The organism is Roseateles sp. FW305-36 (genome assembly GCF_058787015.1).
The window spans coordinates 138,065-155,817 of the sequence record NZ_JBYSZK010000008.1 but is presented as its reverse complement, the minus strand read 5'-3'; the positions used below and the strand labels follow the sequence as shown (position 1 = coordinate 155,817).

General features: G+C 67.2%; 14 protein-coding genes and 1 tRNA gene. 10 read left to right on the top strand and 5 right to left on the bottom strand.

The window, feature by feature from the left end:
• Positions 1 to 6: 6 nt before the first annotated feature.
• The gene (locus AC3WOE_RS16430) at positions 7 to 2,025 is read right to left on the bottom strand and encodes a methyl-accepting chemotaxis protein (protein WP_492691889.1); all 2,019 of its coding nucleotides are present in this window, start codon (positions 2,023 to 2,025) and stop codon (positions 7 to 9) included.
• Positions 2,026 to 2,550: 525 nt separating this feature from the next.
• Between AC3WOE_RS16430 and AC3WOE_RS16425 the strand changes: the two genes are divergently transcribed.
• The 4 genes from AC3WOE_RS16425 to AC3WOE_RS16410 are packed head-to-tail and all read left to right on the top strand — an operon-like array spanning position 2,551 to position 7,042.
• Positions 2,551 to 2,925: a response regulator transcription factor gene (locus AC3WOE_RS16425; protein WP_492692116.1), complete on the top strand. Its 375-nt coding sequence runs from the start codon at positions 2,551 to 2,553 to the stop codon at positions 2,923 to 2,925.
• A 10-nt stretch (positions 2,926 to 2,935) separates the two neighbouring features.
• Positions 2,936 to 3,694 (top strand): HD-GYP domain-containing protein, encoded by a 759-nt coding sequence (locus AC3WOE_RS16420; RefSeq protein ID WP_492691887.1) that lies wholly within the window; start codon positions 2,936 to 2,938, stop codon positions 3,692 to 3,694.
• A gap of 24 nt (positions 3,695 to 3,718) precedes the next feature.
• Positions 3,719 to 4,510, top strand: coding sequence for a substrate-binding periplasmic protein (locus tag AC3WOE_RS16415; protein ID WP_492691886.1), 792 nt, complete (start codon positions 3,719 to 3,721; stop codon positions 4,508 to 4,510).
• Between the two features lie 45 nt (positions 4,511 to 4,555).
• Positions 4,556 to 7,042 (top strand): sensor histidine kinase, encoded by a 2,487-nt coding sequence (locus AC3WOE_RS16410; protein WP_492691885.1) that lies wholly within the window; start codon positions 4,556 to 4,558, stop codon positions 7,040 to 7,042.
• Positions 7,043 to 7,089: 47 nt separating this feature from the next.
• Here the strand turns inward: AC3WOE_RS16410 and AC3WOE_RS16405 are convergent, their stop codons facing one another.
• A complete protein-coding gene (locus AC3WOE_RS16405) occupies positions 7,090 to 7,290 on the bottom strand; it encodes a YgaP family membrane protein (RefSeq protein WP_492691884.1) in 201 nt (66 codons plus the stop codon).
• 252 nt (positions 7,291 to 7,542) lie between these two features.
• On the opposite strand from AC3WOE_RS16405, the gene AC3WOE_RS16400 reads away from it, so the two are divergent.
• Positions 7,543 to 7,905 carry a hypothetical protein gene (locus AC3WOE_RS16400; protein ID WP_492691882.1) on the top strand — a complete coding sequence of 121 codons (363 nt, stop codon included), beginning with the start codon at positions 7,543 to 7,545 and terminating at the stop codon, positions 7,903 to 7,905.
• 63 nt (positions 7,906 to 7,968) lie between these two features.
• On the opposite strand, the gene AC3WOE_RS16395 is transcribed toward AC3WOE_RS16400, so the two are convergent.
• The gene (locus AC3WOE_RS16395; RefSeq protein ID WP_492691881.1) at positions 7,969 to 9,282 is read right to left on the bottom strand and encodes an MgtC/SapB family protein; all 1,314 of its coding nucleotides are present in this window, start codon (positions 9,280 to 9,282) and stop codon (positions 7,969 to 7,971) included.
• Between the two features lie 153 nt (positions 9,283 to 9,435).
• Between AC3WOE_RS16395 and AC3WOE_RS16390 the strand changes: the two genes are divergently transcribed.
• Genes AC3WOE_RS16390 through AC3WOE_RS16375 form a run of 4 tightly spaced genes read left to right on the top strand, consistent with a single transcriptional unit; the run spans position 9,436 to position 13,020 of the window.
• Complete coding sequence (locus AC3WOE_RS16390; protein ID WP_492691879.1) at positions 9,436 to 9,882, top strand: universal stress protein; 447 nt, start codon at positions 9,436 to 9,438, stop codon at positions 9,880 to 9,882.
• A 3-nt stretch (positions 9,883 to 9,885) separates the two neighbouring features.
• Positions 9,886 to 11,085 carry an efflux RND transporter periplasmic adaptor subunit gene (locus AC3WOE_RS16385; protein WP_492691878.1) on the top strand — a complete coding sequence of 400 codons (1,200 nt, stop codon included), beginning with the start codon at positions 9,886 to 9,888 and terminating at the stop codon, positions 11,083 to 11,085.
• The gene (locus AC3WOE_RS16380) at positions 11,082 to 12,311 is read left to right on the top strand and encodes an ABC transporter permease (RefSeq protein ID WP_492691876.1); all 1,230 of its coding nucleotides are present in this window, start codon (positions 11,082 to 11,084) and stop codon (positions 12,309 to 12,311) included. The genes AC3WOE_RS16385 and AC3WOE_RS16380 overlap by 4 nt, the downstream gene beginning before the upstream one ends.
• 37 nt (positions 12,312 to 12,348) lie before the next feature.
• Positions 12,349 to 13,020 (top strand): ABC transporter ATP-binding protein, encoded by a 672-nt coding sequence (locus tag AC3WOE_RS16375; RefSeq protein ID WP_492691875.1) that lies wholly within the window; start codon positions 12,349 to 12,351, stop codon positions 13,018 to 13,020.
• Between the two features lie 40 nt (positions 13,021 to 13,060).
• Here AC3WOE_RS16375 and AC3WOE_RS16370 read toward each other — a convergent pair whose 3' ends face one another.
• Positions 13,061 to 14,035, bottom strand: a complete 975-nt coding sequence (locus tag AC3WOE_RS16370; RefSeq protein WP_492691874.1) for a diguanylate cyclase domain-containing protein — start codon at positions 14,033 to 14,035, stop codon at positions 13,061 to 13,063.
• A 425-nt stretch (positions 14,036 to 14,460) separates the two neighbouring features.
• On the opposite strand from AC3WOE_RS16370, the gene AC3WOE_RS16365 reads away from it, so the two are divergent.
• Positions 14,461 to 14,534 (top strand) — tRNA-Val (locus AC3WOE_RS16365).
• Between the two features lie 348 nt (positions 14,535 to 14,882).
• Here the strand turns inward: AC3WOE_RS16365 and AC3WOE_RS16360 are convergent.
• On the bottom strand, positions 14,883 to 17,741 hold the full coding sequence (locus tag AC3WOE_RS16360) for a TonB-dependent receptor domain-containing protein (protein ID WP_492691872.1): 2,859 nt from the start codon (positions 17,739 to 17,741) through the stop codon (positions 14,883 to 14,885).
• Positions 17,742 to 17,753 lie beyond the last annotated feature (12 nt).

The following is a 17,753-nucleotide window of genomic DNA, read 5'->3' as shown; positions in this document are numbered from 1 at the left end:
GTGCGCTCAGGCGGCGCGGCCTTGTTGCAGCGTCTGCGGCAGCTTGAAGCGGGCCACTTCGGTGGCCAGGCTCTGGGCCTGGTCGCGCAGGGAGGAGGCCGCGGCAGCCGTCTCTTCCACCATGGCGGCGTTCTGCTGCGTGGCCTTGTCGAGCTCCTGCACGGCATCGCCGACCTGACCGATGCCCTGGCTCTGCTGGTCCGAGCCGGTGGCGATCTGCCCCAGCAATTCGTTGATGTGGTCGGCGCTCTTGACGATGTCGCTGATCGCCGTGCCGGCCTCGCGCGCGATCTCGGTGCCGTTGTCGACCTTCTCGACGCTGGCCGAGATCAGGCTCTTGATCTCCCGTGCCGCAGCGGCCGAGCGCTGGGCCAGCGCCCGCACCTCGGAGGCCACGACGGCGAAGCCGCGGCCCTGCTCGCCGGCGCGTGCGGCTTCCACGGCCGCATTCAGCGCCAGGATGTTGGTCTGGAAGGCGATGCCGTCGATGACGCCGATGATGTCGCCGATCCGCTTGGACGAAGCCTGGATGTCTTCCATGGTCACGACCATGGACTGGATGACTTCGCCGCCGCGGCCGGCGACGGTGGCGTTGCGCGACGCAATACGCGTGGCCTCCTGGGTGTTGTCGGTCGTCTGGCGCACGGTGGCGCCGATCTGCTCCATGGCCGCCGCCGACTGCTGCAGGTTGGCCGCCGTCTGCTCGGTGCGGGCGGACAGGTCATTGGAGCCATCGGCGATCTCGGTGCTGGCGGTCACGATGCCGTCCGACGCAGCCCGCACCTTGAGCACCATGTGACGCAGACTGTGCTGCATATGGGCCAGCAGCAGCATCAGCTCCGCGGCCTCATCGCGACCCCAGGGCCTGGGCGAGGTCGTCAGGTCGCCGTCGGTCATGGCGGTCAGATGCCGGCTGACCTCCTTCAGCCCGCCGGTCATGACGAGATAGAAGGCGTAGAACAGATAGGCGGCGGCGCCCAGCGAGATCGCCAGGACGGCCAGGACCAGGTTTCGCTTGGCGACCGTGTTGTCGATGCGAGCCTGCACGATCTCGCCGAGCAGCTGGTTGGCTCGCGCTCCGAGGGCGCGCAACTCGTCCACCGCGGCCTGGCCGGGCTTGGACAGGGTTTGCACGTCGGCATTGAACTCCGCGCCGAACCACGCCTGTGCCGAGGCCTCATAGAAGGCCTCGGCGGTCTTGGAGGCTTCGTCGGCGCGCAGGCGGCGGCGTACTTCGGCATTCACCTCTGCGGCCCGCTGGGCGGCCTGGCCGAGGGCCGAGATCCGCTCATGGCCGGCATACCAGACGCCGTAGAGCTGGTGCAGTTGTGCCGGCGCGGTCGCGCCGCGGCGGGCGGCGGTGCCCGCCAGTGCCCTGGAACGCGAGACCGACTCGATGACGTTGTTGACGGCATCGGTGGACAGGCTCATCAGGTAGTAGCTGTCCTGGTCCGGATCCAGCGTGAGGTTGGAGCTGTCAAGGACCGCGGAACGGAATTCCTCCAGTGCGTCGACATAGGCTTGCAGCGGCGCCTCCAGCGCATCGGCGCCGGCGCCTGCAGACAAGGCCTTGAGCGTCTGTTGCTGCTGCTCGACCTTGGCCATGGCCTTGCGCATGTCCAGACCGTGGGGAAGGCCGTCGACGCTGGCGCGCACCTCGTCCTGGCGCTTGGAGATGGCGTCCCAGTCGATGGTGGCTGACACCCCCGACAAGACCAGGCGCCGCTGCTTTTGCGCTTCGATCAGCCAGGGCTCCACCTTGGCATCGATGGCGATGCCTGCGAGCTCGTGGCGGGCGAACTCGATCGTGGCCTGGCCGTCTTGCAGGTACACCGTGGTCAGCATCGCGAGCGGCACCACGAAGGCCAGCGAGATCAACCCCGCCTTCGCGCCGAACTTGAGCTTGCGGAACAGCCGCACGCCGACGGCCCAGGGGCCGTGGTGCATGAAGAAGCCGCTGCGGGTGTGGGGGCGCCCGACGGTGTTGGAGAGCGCCATATCAGCGGTTGCGTCGAATGTTTGCATGGTTGTGTCCTGTAGAGCCGGGAGGAAGCAGCCCGTTCCTTCATCGAAGGTCTGGCTCGCGATGTGTTCACTGCGAAAAACAGGCGGCGAGGCGTTCTCGGGAGTTCTCACGCCCGGCCCGCCTGACTGAGCTGCGTCGTCTTGGTTTGCACCGTGGACGGCACTGCCGCTGTGTGAAAACGATCGTAATTGATACAAATGATAGTTTCACGCGGCAAATTTATTGGCGCGTGAAAAATCTGACAAGCAAGGCCTGGCGTTCGCGCGGCGCGAGCGGCTGCCCCTGGTGGCCTTCGGCCGGGCGATCCTTTGTCGGCCGGATCGCCTGTGTCCATTGATGAAAGTCAGGCCTGTCCCGCGTGTGTGTTGCCGACCGGCGGATGCCTGGCGGGGCCGCGGGCGCGAAGGGGAGGGGATGTTGAGCAGTTTTGCCGGAAGCGCGGCGTGCTTCGTCGATGGCCCTGGACAACAAATTTGATAGATATGAAAATTGCGACATTGCAATCGACAAGCAGGCTCGCAGGCATGAAGAAAATCTTGATCGTCGACGACCACGCGGACATCCGCCGGTTGATCCGTATGACCCTGGAGTTCGAGGACTACGACATCCGCGAGGCCCCCAATGGGGAGGTGGCGCTGGCCATGGCGCGCGAGTCGCTGCCCGACATGGTGCTGCTCGATGTGATGATGCCGGGCGCGATCGATGGCCTGGAGGTTTGCCGCCGTCTGCGTGCCGACGCGCAGCAGCACGGCGGTCCGCGCATCATCATGCTGAGCGCTCGGGGTCAGGCCAGCGATCGCGAGGCTGGCCTGAAGGCCGGGGCCGACACCTATCTGGTCAAGCCCTTCAGCCCGCTCCAGTTGATCGACTGCATTGCGGGCCTGTGGGCCCCGGCTTGAGGAGGTCAGCATGTTGAGCATGACCGACACCGCCTGCGCCGACCGCAGCTTCGACGCCGCCGCCGCGGCGCAAATGGAACGCATCGTGGTGGATCTGCGCCGCATGTACCAGGAGCGCAACGAGGCGCTGCGTGAAGTCACCCGTGCCCATCACGAGGCGCTGTTGCGCCTGGCGCTGGCGGCGGACTTCCGCGATGACGACACCGGTGTGCACATGGTGCGCATCGGCTACCTGGCCGAAGCCCTGGCGCTCGCGCTGGGCCAGCCCACCGAGTTCGCCCGCATGCTGCGCCGGGCAGCACCCATGCACGACGTCGGCAAGATCGGCATCCCCGACATCATCCTGAAGAAGCCGGGCAGCTTCACGCCCGAGGAGCGGCAGTCCATGAACCTGCACGCGGAAATCGGCGCCGGCATTCTGGGCCGCTCGCGGGTACCGCTGTTCCAGCTGGCGTCCGAGGTCGCGTTGACGCACCACGAACGCTGGGACGGCTGCGGCTATCCCCATGGCCTGGCCGGCGAGGCCATCCCGCTGTCGGGCCGCATCGTGGCCGTCGTCGACTTCTTCGACGCCCTGACCATGGACCGCTGCTATCGCAAGGCGTTCACGGACGACGTGGCGATGGAAATGCTCATCAAGCAGCGCGGCGCGGCTTTCGATCCCGTCGTCGTCGACGCCTTCCTGGACGAAGCCGCCGTCCTCATCGAACTGCGCGAATGCATCAATCGCCAGCCGCCGAGCTTCGAAGAGCTGGCTGAGCAGGACTGACCGCATCACCAAGGGAGAACTGTCATGAACATGCTTCGCAAACTGATGCTGGCGCTTGCCGCACTGGCGCTGACGTCGGCGTCAGCCCGGGCCCAGACGCTGGAGCGGGTGCGCGCCAGCGGCACGCTGCAGGTGTGCATCTGGCCGGACTACTACGGGGTGAGCTATCGCAATCCGCGCACCCAGCAGCTGAGCGGCATCGACATCGATCTTTCCGCCCAGCTGGCCGGTGAGTTGGGGGTGGGCATCCACTATGTCGAAACCACCTTCCCGCAGCTGGTGGCCGATCTCAATGGCGGCCGCTGCGACGTGGCGATGTTTGCGGTGGGCATGCTGCCCAGCCGCAAGGAGCAGCTGGCCTTCACGGAACCCTATCTGCAAAGCGACATCTACGGGGTGACCACCAGGTCCAGCCGCACGGTGCGGACCTGGGCCGACATCGACCAGCCAGGCGTCATCGTCGCCGTGCAGGCCGGCACCTTCATGGAGCCGGTGATGCGCGATGCCCTCCTGCAGGCCCGCATGACCGTCATCAAGCCGCCGGCCACCCGGGAACAGGAGCTCGAGGCCGGCCGTGTCGACGTCTTCATGACCGACTATCCCTACAGCCGCCGACTGCTGGACAACGCTGACTGGGCACGGCTTGTGGCGCCACCCAAGCCCTTCCATGTGGTGCCCTACGGTTACGCGGTCAAACGCGGCGACGCGCGCTGGCTGGCACGCCTGGACGAGTTCGTGGCAGCCATCAAGCGCGACGGCCGGCTGCTCGCCGCAGCCAGGCGCCATGGGTTGTCGGACATCGTCGTCGCGCACTAGCGCGTGCGTCGGCGTCACCGAGACATTCAGCCCTCTATTCATCACATGCTGGGTCGGGCACGGATCCTCGCCAAACTGCTTGCTGCCGTGCTGGCGCTGGCCGTGCTGGCCGCCCTTTCGGCATTGGCGGTCTTCGAAAGGCGTGAAGCGCTCGGCAATGCCCAGGATCGCGTCGAGCTGATCACGCGCACGCTGGAGAACCACGTCACGCGCACCGTCGAGTCCGCGTCTCTGATTCTGCAGACGCTGGGGGAGGGCATTGCCCAGCAGGCCGCGGCCGACCCGGGGCGGCTGCAGCCACTGCTGGGCCAGACCCTGCTCAACAGCCTGGCCTTTCTGCGCAGTGCCGCCGTCATCGACGAGGACGGCAGGGTGCTGGCCAGCTCCAACGCGACGGAGCTGGGGCTTCGAATCGACCTGGTCAGGCTCGGCCCCCTGCCACGCGATGGCCAGGACGCCCTGCAAGCCTTCCTTCCCGGCAGAAGCCTGGCGGACTTGACCACGACTGCCACGCCGGCGCGTGCCTCCGGCGTGGGCATGCTGCCGCTGGTGCGCGCGCTGCGCGGACCCGGCGGGCGTCGGCTGCTGCTGGTGGCCCTCATCAACCCGGGTGCCTTGGCCAACTTCCAGCAAGTGGCCCTGTCGGACGAAGGTGGCGCTGCGTTGCTGGCCAGCTGGGACGGGCACCTGGTGGCCGCCAACGACGCCGTGCCCCTGGAGCCCGGCGGCCAGATCGAGGAGCACCCCGTGTTTGCGAGCTGGCTTCCAGCGCGGGAGCACGGCGAATACATCGGCACCGGTCTGCAGCCCGGGCGCCAGGTGGTTGCGTTTCGGGCTTCACGCTCCCGTCCGCTGGTGATCGTCGTCGAGATGGCCCAGCAGGTCGTGCTGCAGGCCTGGGGCGAGCGGCTGCGCTGGCTGGGCGCCGTGGGCCTGCTGGCCCTGGTCGCGATCGCAGGCGGCCTGTCCGCGCTGCTGCACGAGATGAATGCCCGCGAAGGGGCGCGCGCCGCGCTGGATGGCGCGCATGAGCAGGTGGCGTTGCGAGAGCGTGAACTCAGCGTGCTGCTCAAGAGCGTTCAGGAACTCATCTTCCGTACCGACGCGCAAGGCGCCATCACCTTCGTCAATGCACGGTGGGGAGCGATCAGCGATGAAGCGCGTGAGCAGGCCAGGGGCCGGCATCTGTGGGAGCTCGCCGCTGCCGCAGATCGCGAGCGCGCCGCTGACCTGTTCCGCCTCGACGACCGCGCCGGTGTGCGACAGGCGCAGGTCTGCATCCCGGCGGCCGACGGCAGCGCGCGCCACTTCCAGGTTGCCGTGGTGCCACTGCACTCGGAGGGGCGAATTTCCGGCTTCGCGGGCAGCGCCATGGACGTCAGCGAGCGAGTCGCGTCGGACCAGCGCTTGCAGCATCAGTTGGCCTTCACGGGCCTGCTGCTGGAGATCAGCCCGCTGCCGGTGTCCATGTTCGATACGACGGGCCGCTATGTCCTGGTCAACCAGGCTTGGGAGGAATTCGTCGGTCGCTCCCGCTCGGAGGTCATCGGCAGCGACGTGGGCCAATTCCTGTCTGCGCAGGACGCCGAGCTGCACGCCCAGCAGGACGCGCGCCTCATCGCCTACGGTGGCAAGCTGAGGTATGAGACCCAGGTGCAGCACCGCGACGGTTCGTGCCGCGACATGGTCGTCACCAAGGTGCTGGTGCCGGGCGACGAGGGGGGGGCTGCCGGCATCTTGTGCACCCTGATGGACGTCAGCGAGTTCCGGGACGCCGAGCGTGCCACCCGCGAGGCGCGCGACGCCGCCGAGGAGGCATCGCGCTCCAAGTCGGAGTTCGTCGCCAACATCAGCCACGAGCTGCGCACCCCGCTGCAGGCCATCCTCGGCTTCTCGGAACTCGGGCTCACCCGTGGCTGCGACAGCCCCAAGCTCGCCGGCATGTTTTCCGACATCCACAGCTCGGGCCAGCGCATGCTGAGCCTGGTCAACGACCTGCTGGACGTCTCCAAGATCGAAAGCGCCGTCGGCACCTTCCACCTCGAACGCATCGATCTGCGTGGCCTGGTGCAGGCGGTGCTGCGGGAACTGGATCCGCTCGTGAACAAGCGCGGGCTGCGCCTGTCGCTGCGCCTGGGCAGCGAGCCTCTGGTGGGCAAGGTCGATCCGTCGCGCATGCACCAGGCGGTCCGCAACGTCATTGCCAACGCGATCAAGTTCTCGCCCGAGAGAGCCGAGTTGCAAGTCGAATGCGTCGGCACGCCACAAGACGAGGTGATGATCGTCGTTGCCGACCGCGGGCCGGGCATACCGGCGGCCGAACTCGAGTCCATCTTCGAGGCCTTCGTGCAATCAAGCCAGACCAAGGACGGGTCCGGCGGGACCGGCCTGGGCCTGGCGATCTGCCGCAAGATCGTCGAGATCCATGGCGGCCACATCACTGCCGAGAATCGCAGCGACGGCGGCGCGCTGTTCCGCATCCTGCTGCCCCAGCGCATGCCCGGCGACTCGCAGCTGCATACGACCTATTGAGGCCACCAAGCAGGCTTGGATGCGGGTTTGCGATTCGCGGACTTGTGTCAGGTGCTCTTGCGGCCTTTGACCGAGCAGGTGCTGAAGCCGAAGGGCAGATAGGCCGGGCAGGACCCGATGAGCCCCGTGAACAGGGGCAGCAGGCCGATCCAACCCCAGGCACCGATGCTGCCGAGCCAGACAGCGGCGATGAGGGCCAGGCCGGCGACGACCCGCAAGAGACGGTCGATGGTGCCAACGTTGAACATGGAATCCCCTCGCAGTTGAGTCGAATCCATCTTCGGCACTCCGGATCGAGCGGCCTTGACGCGCATCAATATCCGTTGCCGGGGCTTTGCGTCGCCGCCGCCAGGCGCGGGAGGGGGTGGATGCCGCATCTGCGAGTTCCGGTGCCGCCGACGTTGATGCCGATCAAAGCGGCGGAGCGCTGTCGAGGCCATCCTTCTGCGAGCACCTGGCCATGGGTGCTCCACAGGCACCTACACACTGGAAAACAAGGCATGACCCACCCTGTCAAAACCGCGAAACACGCGGTTCTCTGGATCGATCACCACCAAGCCAAGCTGCTGCAACTGGATGCCGCGCCCGCCCAACCGAGCCGCATCAGGGAGCGCCTGCACCCGACGGGCCAGCACGGTTCGGAAGTCAGGTCGCAGCACGAGTTCTTCGGCAAGGTCTGCGACGAAATCGGCGAGCACCAGACGGTCCTCGTCATGGCATCGAAAACCGCGCTGGCGGACTTCCGGCACTATGTCGACAAGCATCGGCCGCAGACGGGCAAGTGCATCGCCGGCCATGAGGTCGTGGACCATCCGACGGACAATCAGCTCGGCGCCGCGGGCCGCAAGTTCTTCGAGCTCTAGGCATTGCACGGCGGGCCGCGATGCGAGCGGCATCGCCGCCTGAGTACCGAACTGAGCATCGGCTCAGAGCCAGGCCAGCGCCGCGACGCCGCCCACCATGCAGATGGTGATGCTCGCAACGATGATCTCCCGCCTGACCTTTCCGCGCGCGATCAGCGTCACCGTCGCGACTTTCAACAGGGTGTTGGAAAGCAAGGCAGCCAGCAGCGCCCAGGCCACCGAGCTGAGCGACGCAGCGCCCGCCGCCTGACCGCTGAGAGAAAGCGCGATGGCGTCGACGTCCGCCGCGCCGGCGAGCGCCGAGACGGCCGGCAAGGCGCCGCTCGGCAATCTTTCCTGGGCCAGCTTCACCATGACCAGCACGACGGCAAACAGGGCGCCGAAGCGCGCTGCGGCGCTCAGGCTGAATGGATTCTTCAAGTGAGGTGCGGGAGCGGCGCTGCCCGCAGCACCGACCGCACCGAGCAGGTAGTGACGCATGGCAAAGGCAGCGGTCGCCAGGCCCATCGCCAACAGGGGCAGCCACAGGGCGCCCAGCAAGGGGCGGCTGAGAAAGGCGACTATCGCGGTCACGCGCAGGAACATCACGAACCAGGCGCACAGGATGCCGGCAATGATGTTGCTTGCGTCGCCTGCCCTTTCAACCGAGCGACTTTCGCGGGCGAAGTTCAGCGTGCTGGCGGTCGATGACACCAAGCCTCCCGCCAGGCCCGCAACGGCGGCTCCGCGCGCCGGGCCCAGCCAGCGCATGCCGACGTAGCCGGCCAGGGACAGCGCCGAGATCAGGATCACCAGCAGCCAGAGCTGGTAGGGGTTGAGGGCATGCCAGGGGTCCACCGTCTCGTTGGGCACCAGGGGAAGCACGATGACGGTGGCGATGAGAAGCTTGATGCAGGCCAGGATGTCGTCGACACCGACCTTCTCCACCAGGGCGTGCAGAGGCTGCTTGAACGCCAACACCGCCGAAAGCGTGACGGCCAACGCCACCGCCAGCGCCTGGTTGCCCGCGGCCGCCATCCCGCCCAGCAGCACGACGAGCACGGCTGCGATCTCGCCGGTGATCGTGACGGGCGCGCTCTTGCCGCGGCGCCGGCCGAGAAGTCGACTGGCCAGCACCATGGCGCTCGAGCAGGCCAGCACGGCAACGAAAAGCCACTGAAGCTGCAGCGTTTGTCCGAGCCAGGCCGAGGCAGCTCCCGCCAGGGCCAGCAGCGCATGCGTCCTGATGCCGCCGATGGTCTGGCGCCCGCCGGACGGATGCTGCTTCTCTCTCTCAACGCCGACCAGGATGCCGATCAGGAGTGCAACGAAAAACCGGCTGGCGAGATCAAGTGTCATGTTCTTGCAGCGTGTCCCGCGGGGCGGCAGGACCCGCAATTTGTCAGCCCGCAATCTACGCAGCGCCGTCTGCGCGGCCGTTGATCTGGATCAGGCGGTTGGCGAGCCGGCTTGACGCCAGTCAACTGCCGAACGGGAGATCCGTCCTAAGGTGCAGCGAAAGCCGCTCGCGGCGCTTTGTAGAGGCACACCATGTACCAACGCATCCTCGTTCCCACCGATGGCAGCAGCACCGCCGACAAGGGGCTGACCGAAGCCATTGCCCTGGCCAAGCTGAGCGGCGGCTGCATCCGGCTGCTGCATGTCGTTGACGCCCTGACCGTGGCCATCGGTGCCGACGGCTTTGCCGGCTACTCGGCGGAAATCCTTCCACTGATGCGGGAAGCGGGCGAGCTGATCCTCAAGAAGGCACGCGAGCGCGTGGAAGCCGCGGGAGTCGGCGTGGACGTCACGCTGCGCGAAGTGATTTCCGGCCGCGTGAGCGACATCGTCCAGGAGGAGGTCGAGGCCTGGAAGGCCGATCTCATCGTCATCGGCACGCACGGCCGGCGCGGCATGAAGCGCGTGCTGCTGGGGAGCGACGCCGAGCATGTCCTGCGCTCGGCCGCCGTGCCCGTCCTGCTCGTTCGCGGAGCGTGATGCATGCGGTGGGCCTACGTCAGCGCAGGCCTGGCGGTTCTCGTGGTGGCAGGGATGCTGGGGGCGCCTCGATTGTTGGGATCGAGCGTGCAGACCGTGGCCGTCGTTCCGCGCGACCTGGTGCGCTCGGTCGTGGCAACGGGCCGGGTGGAAGCACCCCATCGAGTGAATCTCGGAGCTCAGATCGTGGGGACGGCGGTGCGGGTTCCGGTCGACGAGGGCCAGGCCGTCAAAGCGGGCCAGCGGCTCGTGGAACTCGACGCCACGGAACTCAGAGCCGCCGCGCGCGAAGCCGACGTGGCCGTCTCGCAGGCGCAGGCGCGGGCCAGGCAGTTGCATGAAGTCCAGCGTCCGGTGGCGCAGGAGCTTCTCAGGCAGGCCCAGGCGACGCTGGACAACGCGCAAGCCCAGTTGCGTCGGCAGGAGGACTTGTTCCGCCAGGGCTATGTTGGCCAGGCGGTGCTGGACGAAGCGCGCAAAAGCGTGCAACTGGCCGACGCCCAGTGGGGCGCTGCGCGACGGCAGCTTGACACCACCTTGGCGGGCGGAAGCGATGACGCGATTGCCGCGGCCGCGCTCGCCCAGGCGCAAGCAGGCGCGGACATGGCACATGCCCGCCTGCTCTACGCGACGATCACCGCCCCGGTGGACGGCGTGCTGATCAACCGCGCGGTCGAACGCGGCGACGTGGTGCAGCCGGGCAAGACGCTGATGGTGCTGTCCCCCAGCGGTGAAACCCAGCTGGTGGTGCAGTTCGACGAGAAGAACCTTGCGCTGCTGGCACTGGGTCAGAAGGCGCTGGTGTCGGCGGACGCCTTTGCCGACCAGAAGTTTGCTGCCGAGGTGGTCTACATCAATCCGGCCGTCGACGTGCAGCGCGGCTCCGTGGAGGTCAAGCTGCGGGTGCCGTCGCCACCGGCCTATCTGCGCCAGGACATGACGGTGTCGGTCGACGTGGAGGTGGCCCGCCGCGACCATGCGCTGGCGGTGCCGCTCGAGATGCTGCACGACGCCGAGACGGCCAAGCCCTGGGTCCTGAAAGCCAAGGACGGGCGCGCCAGGCGCCAGGCGGTGCGACTGGGCCTGCGCGGCGGTGGCTTCGTGGAGGTGCTGGACGGCGTTCAGGCGGGTGACCAGCTCATTCGCAACACTGCCCATGTGCAGGACGGCGCCCGGCTGCGAGTCGCCGGCATGCGCCCATGAGGACGTGGCAGCCCTTCGAGTGGATCGTCGCCTGGCGTTTCCTGCGCGAGGGACGCTGGCAGACCGTCTTCATCGTGGGAGGTGTCGCCATTGGCGTCGCCGTGATCGTCTTCATGTCGGCATTGCTCACGGGCTTGCAGGCCAACTTCATCCGCCGTGTGCTGACCGCGCAGGCGCACATCCAGCTGTTGCCGCCGCGGGAATTGGTGCGCCCCCTGCGTGGCGGGCAATCCGGCGTGATCGCTGACGCCACGGTGCAGGCACCCCTGCAGCGTCTGAAGTCCATCGACCAGTGGCAGGCCGTCGCGGAGCAGATCCGTGCCATGCCGGAGGTGATCACGGTGTCGCCGGCGGCGACGGGGTCGGCCCTGGTCGTGCGGGGGGAAGCCAGCCGGGCGATATCGGTGGTGGGCATGGAGCCGGCGCTGTACTTCCGCATCGTCGCGCTGCCCGACAAGATCGTGCAGGGCGGGACGAGGTTGAACGCCAGCGACATCCTCATCGGCACCGAGCTGGCAAGTGATCTGGGCCTGGCGGTGGGCGACAAATTGCGCGTCACGGCAGCGTCGGGAGCGGACATCGTCTTCACCATCAGCGGCATCTTCGATCTGGGCAGCAAGGGGGCCAACCAGCGCACGACCTTCATGGCCCTGCACAGCGCGCAGAGCCTGCTGGGACTGCCAGGAGGTGTCTCGAGCCTGGACGTGACGGTGACCGACATCTACGCCGCGGAGGACGTTGCGCAACGCATCACCGCGCGTACCGGCGTGGAGGCAGACAGCTGGATCAAGACCAACGCCCAATTCTTCAGCGCCGTTCAGGCGCAGGTGACTGCCAACACGGCCATCCGCTTCTTCGTGGGGCTGTCCGTGGCATTCGGCATCGCCAGCGTGCTGTTCGTGTCGGTTGTGCAGCGGTCGCGGGAGATCGGCATCCTGCGCGCCATGGGCATCACGCGTGAACGCATCCTGCGCCTGTTCCTGCTGCAGGGTGGGCTGCTGGGCCTGGCAGGCTCGGCCTTCGGCTCGGCCATCGGCGCCGTGGCGCTGCTGCTTTGGCGGGACCTGGCGCGCGGGCCGGACGGCCTGCCGCTCGTGCCCGTGACGCTGGAAGCTTTCCTGTTCGCTGCGGCGCTGGTGCTGGCCACGGCGACGGGCATCCTGGCGGCCATGGCGCCGGCGTTGCGCGCCGCGAGGCTGGATCCGGTGGTGGCGATCCGTGGCTGAGAGCCAAGCCGACGGCGTCGTCGTGCGGCTGCAGGGCGTGCGCAAGGCGTTCAACGCCGGCCAGCCTGCCGAAGTGGAGGTGCTGCATGGCATCGACCTGTCGCTTTGTCGCGGTGAGTTCTGCGCCGTGGTCGGGCCGTCGGGTTCCGGCAAGAGCACCTTGCTGAACCTCATCGGACTGCTCGACCGGCCCACGTCCGGGCAACTCGCCGTGTGCGGTCAGGAGACGACCCTGCTGGACGATGCTGCCTTGACCCACCTGCGCGGGCGCAGCATCGGCTTTGTCTTCCAGTACCACCATCTGATCGGCGCGTTCACGGCGCTCGAGAACGTCATGATGCCCATGCTGGGCGATGCGGGCTTCCCGAGCCGGGCCATGTCGGAACGCGCGGCCGCCCTGTTGCAGAGCGTGGGGCTGGCGCATCGCCGCGACAACCTTGCCGTGCACCTCAGCGGTGGCGAGCAGCAGCGCGTGGCTGTCGCGCGAGCCCTCGCCATGCAGCCGGCGGTCCTGCTCGCCGACGAGCCAACCGGCAACCTGGACACCAAGTCCGCCGGCGTCGTGTTCGAGTTGCTTCGCGATGTCAACCGTCGGCAAGGAACGGCGGTGCTGTTCGTGACCCACAACCCCGCGTTGGCCCAGCGTTGCGATCGCACGATCGAAGTCGTCGACGGCGCCATCGTCGCCGCGTCGGGAAGGACGCCGTAGACCTGACTGGGCTCTCGAACCCTGCGGCAACCGGCGTGGATCACGCGGCTGGAACGGGTCGGAAAGCGAAGTTCTGTCCGCCGTGGCGCTTGGCCTCGTACATGGCCTCGTCGGCGCATGACAGCAGTTCGGTCGACGTTCTGCCGTCGCGCGGATAGAGCGCGATGCCGATGCTGGCAGCTGGCGTCACGCAGCGTTTCCCGAGCTGCATCGGCTCCGCCAGGTCCGCGAGCAGCTTGCGCGCGACGCGGGCGGCTTCCTCGCGTTCACTCAGGTTCTCCAGCATGACGACGAATTCGTCGCCGCCCAGGCGGGCGACGAGGTCCTCCGAACGCACCGAACGCCGCAGGCGCTGCGACACCTCGATCAGCAACTGGTCGCCGGCGGCGTGGCCCAGGGTGTCGTTGATGGCCTTGAAGCGGTCGAGATCGACGAACAGCAGGGCGACGTTCTTCTGGTCACGGTCGGCATGGGCCAGGACTCGGTCCAGCGACGCCATGAAATGCAGCCTGTTGGGCAAGGCCGTCAGGGCGTCGTGGTGGGCCAGGTGATCCAGCCGCTCCTGGACCGCCTTGACGGGCGTGATGTCGGACATGACGGCAAGGAATTGCTTGACGCGGCCTTGCGCATCCCGGACGGCGGAGATGTTCTGCCAGACGGGGTAGGCCTCGCCGTTCTTGCGGCGGTTCCAGATTTCGCCCTGCCATTGGCCACCGGCCTGCAGCGTCCGCCACATGTCGCGATAGAACGCCTTGTCATGCCGGCCGCTTTGCTGGATGCGCGGGTTGTGCCCCAGCAGCTCGACGGCCTCGTAGCCGGACATCCGGCAATAGGCCGGGTTGACCGACACGATATTGGCGTGGGTGTCCGTGACGATGATGCCCAGGTCGGTGTGGTCGAACACCAGTGCCGTCATTCGGATGCGGCTCATTTGGCGTCGCGTCCAGGCGCAGCAGATCGCCGCAGCCATGGCCAGCAAGGCGAGCACCGGCGCCAGAGCAAGCCAGGCGCTCATGCCGGACGCGCTATCGGTTCATTGCCGGCGCGCTGTTCGACAAGCTGCCCAGCCGTGGAATCCCATGCGCTCGGTGCGCGGGTCAGTAACAAGGCAAGCAGCCGGGCCTTCTTCATGGCCTTGACCGTAGCGCCTCGCCGCCGGGTGCCTCTTGATGGGCGTCAACCCTTGTACGGTTTGCCAGCCGTGTGGGACGAAGCCGTCAGAAAACGAAAAAGCCCTGGAGCTTTGATGCTCGAGGGCTTTCAGGCTTCCAGGAAAGGCGCGGGCCTGCCCAGGATGAACGGTGGTGGAGAGGAGGAGGATCGAAATCCATCCAGACTGCTGCATATTGCCTGGCTTGCTGCTGGCAGCACTGATCTGGTTACTGCGAAAGTTACTGCATCTGGATCGTTGCGGAGAAGTCCCCGGAGTGCGGTCCTCCTGGCGCTGGGCGCTCACTACCTTCCGGCGCCGCCTTGACATGGTGGGGGTCGTTGGTTCGAATCCAATCGCGCCTACCAAATTCGGTAGGTAGAACAAGCACTTAGCGCAAACGCTAGGTGCTTTTTCTTTGCCTGTACGAAAAAGGTACGAAAAAGCGGGAGCGCCGTTTTGTGCTGTTGCAGCCCACTGCTCGGTTCGAAAAGCCGGCTGCTAACCTTGGTTGGAAGGACGTTCGGCCGAGGGTCATGACAACGTCCTCACGCAGCTTCTTGCTAAGTGTTCAACTAGGTGTTGCGCTAGCGTCAGCCACGGTCAGGGCCGGCTGAGCGGGATTTCGGCCTGAGCGCAAAAAAGAGCTCCTGGCCGGAGCCAGGAGCTTGAAGGGCTTCGGCAATCAGCTCGAAGGCACCGGGAGACTCGATCAGAAGCGGTAGTCGGCGGTCATCACATAGGCCCGGCCCAGCACGTCGGCCACGCTTGTGAGATAGCCGCGGTAGGCGTTGTGGTTGGTCAGCGGTGGCTGGTCATTGAACAGGTTGCTGACGCCCAGCGACAGCTTGAGGTTCTTGAAGCCGGAATAGCGCACCAGGAAGTTGTACTGCTCGTAGGGGCTGACGTTGCGGGGCCCCGAAGTGCCGGCGCCGATGGCGGCGGGCAGGTTCTGGTCATAGACCTTGCTCTGGTAGCGCTGCGAGAGCTGCACCAGCCAGTCGTTGTCCTGCCAGGCGATCTGGGCGGTGTGGCGCCAGCGGTTGTTCAGGCCGCGCGTGGCGTTGGACAGGCCGGCATTGGGGTTGACCGGCACCACGTCGTTGAAGAAGCCCAGGGCCGAGACCCAGTCGCCGTTGTTGACGCCTTCGGAGCGGGCGTCCCAGCGCGTCAGGTAGGCGATGTCGATGCCCGCGACGATGCGGCCCCAGGCGGCGCGCGGCGAGGCGTATTTCAGGCTGGCGTCCAGGCCGGCGCCGCGCAGCGAGCCGACGTTGGACGGCGTGTTGATGACTGCGTCCTTGAAGCCCGAACTGCTGGTCACGCCCAGCGTGCCGTCCGCGTTGCGCAGGAACAGGCCCGGGTAGGTGGCGGGGTTGGCCAGGATGTAGTCGATGGCGCGGTTGCCGATGACGCTGTCGATCTGCGTGCGCCAGTAGTCCAGCGTCATCGTCAGGTCCTTGACCGGCTCGAAGGCCGCGCCGAAGGTCAGGCTGCGCGAGGTCTCGGGCTTGACGCCGGCGTTGTTGGGCACCTTGGTGATCTGCGTGTAGCCGGTCAGGCCGCAAACGAGTTCGGGCGCGTAGCCGGCCTTGGGCGTGGCGACGCCGTTCACCGTGGGGCAGAGCAGCGGGTCGTTGAACACGGACAGCGAGGTGCGCTCGGTTTCCTTGGTGTAGATCTCGGGCAGGCTGGGCGCGCGGTAGCCGGTATTGGCCGAGGCCCGCAGCACCAGGTTGGACACCGGGGTCCAGCGCACGCTGAGCTTGGGGTTGACCGTGGTTTCGCCGAGGTCGCTGTATTTGTCGCCGCGCACCGAGGCATTCAGCGTCAGGTCGCGGCGGACGGGCACGTCCAGCTCGGCGAACAGCGAGGTGACGTCGCGGCTGATCTTGGTGCTGGTGCTGGTGTTGGCGCCGCTGGCGATGTTGTCGCCGCCCAGCAGGTCGATCTGGCCATTCAGGGCCGCCGACAGGTCGTTGCTGGCCAGGCCGATGGCCTTCCATGTGTCGCGGCGCAGCTCGGCGCCCAGGGCCAGCATCATGTCGCCGCCGCCCAGCTTCATCAGGCTGCGCGAGAAGGTCGCGTCGATGCTGGCGTTCTCGGCGCGGTGCAGGCGCAGGGTCTGGCCGTCCATGGACGCGCCGTCCAGCAGGGCCATGCCGGCACCGTCCTGCAGGCCGAAGGGATTGAGCTTGGGGTCGAGGAAGAGGGTGCGCGCGGTCGTGCCCTGCACGCTGGCAATGCCGGTCACACGCAGCCAACCGGCGCCGGCCTGGGTCTCGCGCTGCGAGCGCCCGTAGTTGATGCCGGTGCGGTAGTCCCAGGCGCCGAGCGAGCCTTCGGTGGTCGCCACGACGCGGTCGTTGCTGTGGATGTCGTTGCGGATGCGCGGTCCGGCGTCGGCCACCGACCACAGCACGTCGATGGGTCGGCCCGCCAGGTTCAGCCCAGGCACGGCCGGCACCTTGCCGTTGCCGGGGTAGTAGGGGTGGGTGCTGGTCAGGCGCACCGTGGGCGCGGCCGGGTTGTTGTACTGGTCGACCTCGAACTCGCTGTGGTTGAACTCGACGGTCAGCAGGTGGTCGCCCGGCAGCTGCAGCTTGCCCTGGGCGTAAAAGTTCAGGATGTCGTTCTTGTTGTTGAAGGTCGTGTACTGCGTGTTGGCGTCCAGGAAGCAGGTCTGGCGGCCGCCCGAGGTGCTGGGCACGGAGTAGGGCGGCAGGCAGCCGCTGGCATACATCGGGTTGTAGCGCACGGTCCGCAGCGAGGCGGTCGGGTTGGTCGGGTCGGTGAAGTTGCCGGGCGCAGCATTGGCGCCCAGGCCGGGGGCGGTGCTGATGCCCAGCTGGGTCAGGGCCGAGCCGTCGGTCAGCTCGGGGCGGGCCGAGCGCGGCAGCACGTCGCGGTGCTGGATGTCGAAGGCCGCGTAGACATTCCAGCCGTTCTTGCCCAGGTCGCCGAAGCCGCCGATCAGGCCCAGCGCCTTGCTGGCACCGCCGCCGGAGCGCGTCGGCTGGACGGTCTCAAGCTTGATGCCCACACCCTGGTAGCTGCTCAATGTGTAGAAGGCCTGCACGCCACCCATGGCGTCGGAGCCATAGCTCGACGAGGCGCCATCGCGCAGGATGTCGACATGGCTCATGGCCATGCGCGGGATGACGTTGACGCTGACGTACTGGTTGGTCAGCGGCTCCTTGGCCAGGCGGCGGCCGTTGAGCAGCGTCAGCGTGCGCATCGGGCCGAAGCCGCGCAGGCTGGTCATGGGCCCGGCCGTGCCGGCATAGCTGCCCACGGAGTTGGCCTGGGGCAGCTCCAGCATCATGTCCTTGAGCTCGGTGTTCAGGCGCTGGTCGAGTTCGACGGCCTTCATCTTCGAGACCGGCAACGCGCTTTCATCCTTGACCGAGCGCCGGATGATGGAGCCGGTGATCTCGACGCGGTCGATGACCTGGGTCTCCTGGGTTTCCTGGGCCAGGACCGCCGCTGGGGTCGAGGCCAGGCCGAGCAGGGCCAGGGTGAGGGGCGTGGGGCGGAAAGCCCGGGAAGGGCGATGGGAATTGGGGCGCACGTCTTGTCTCCG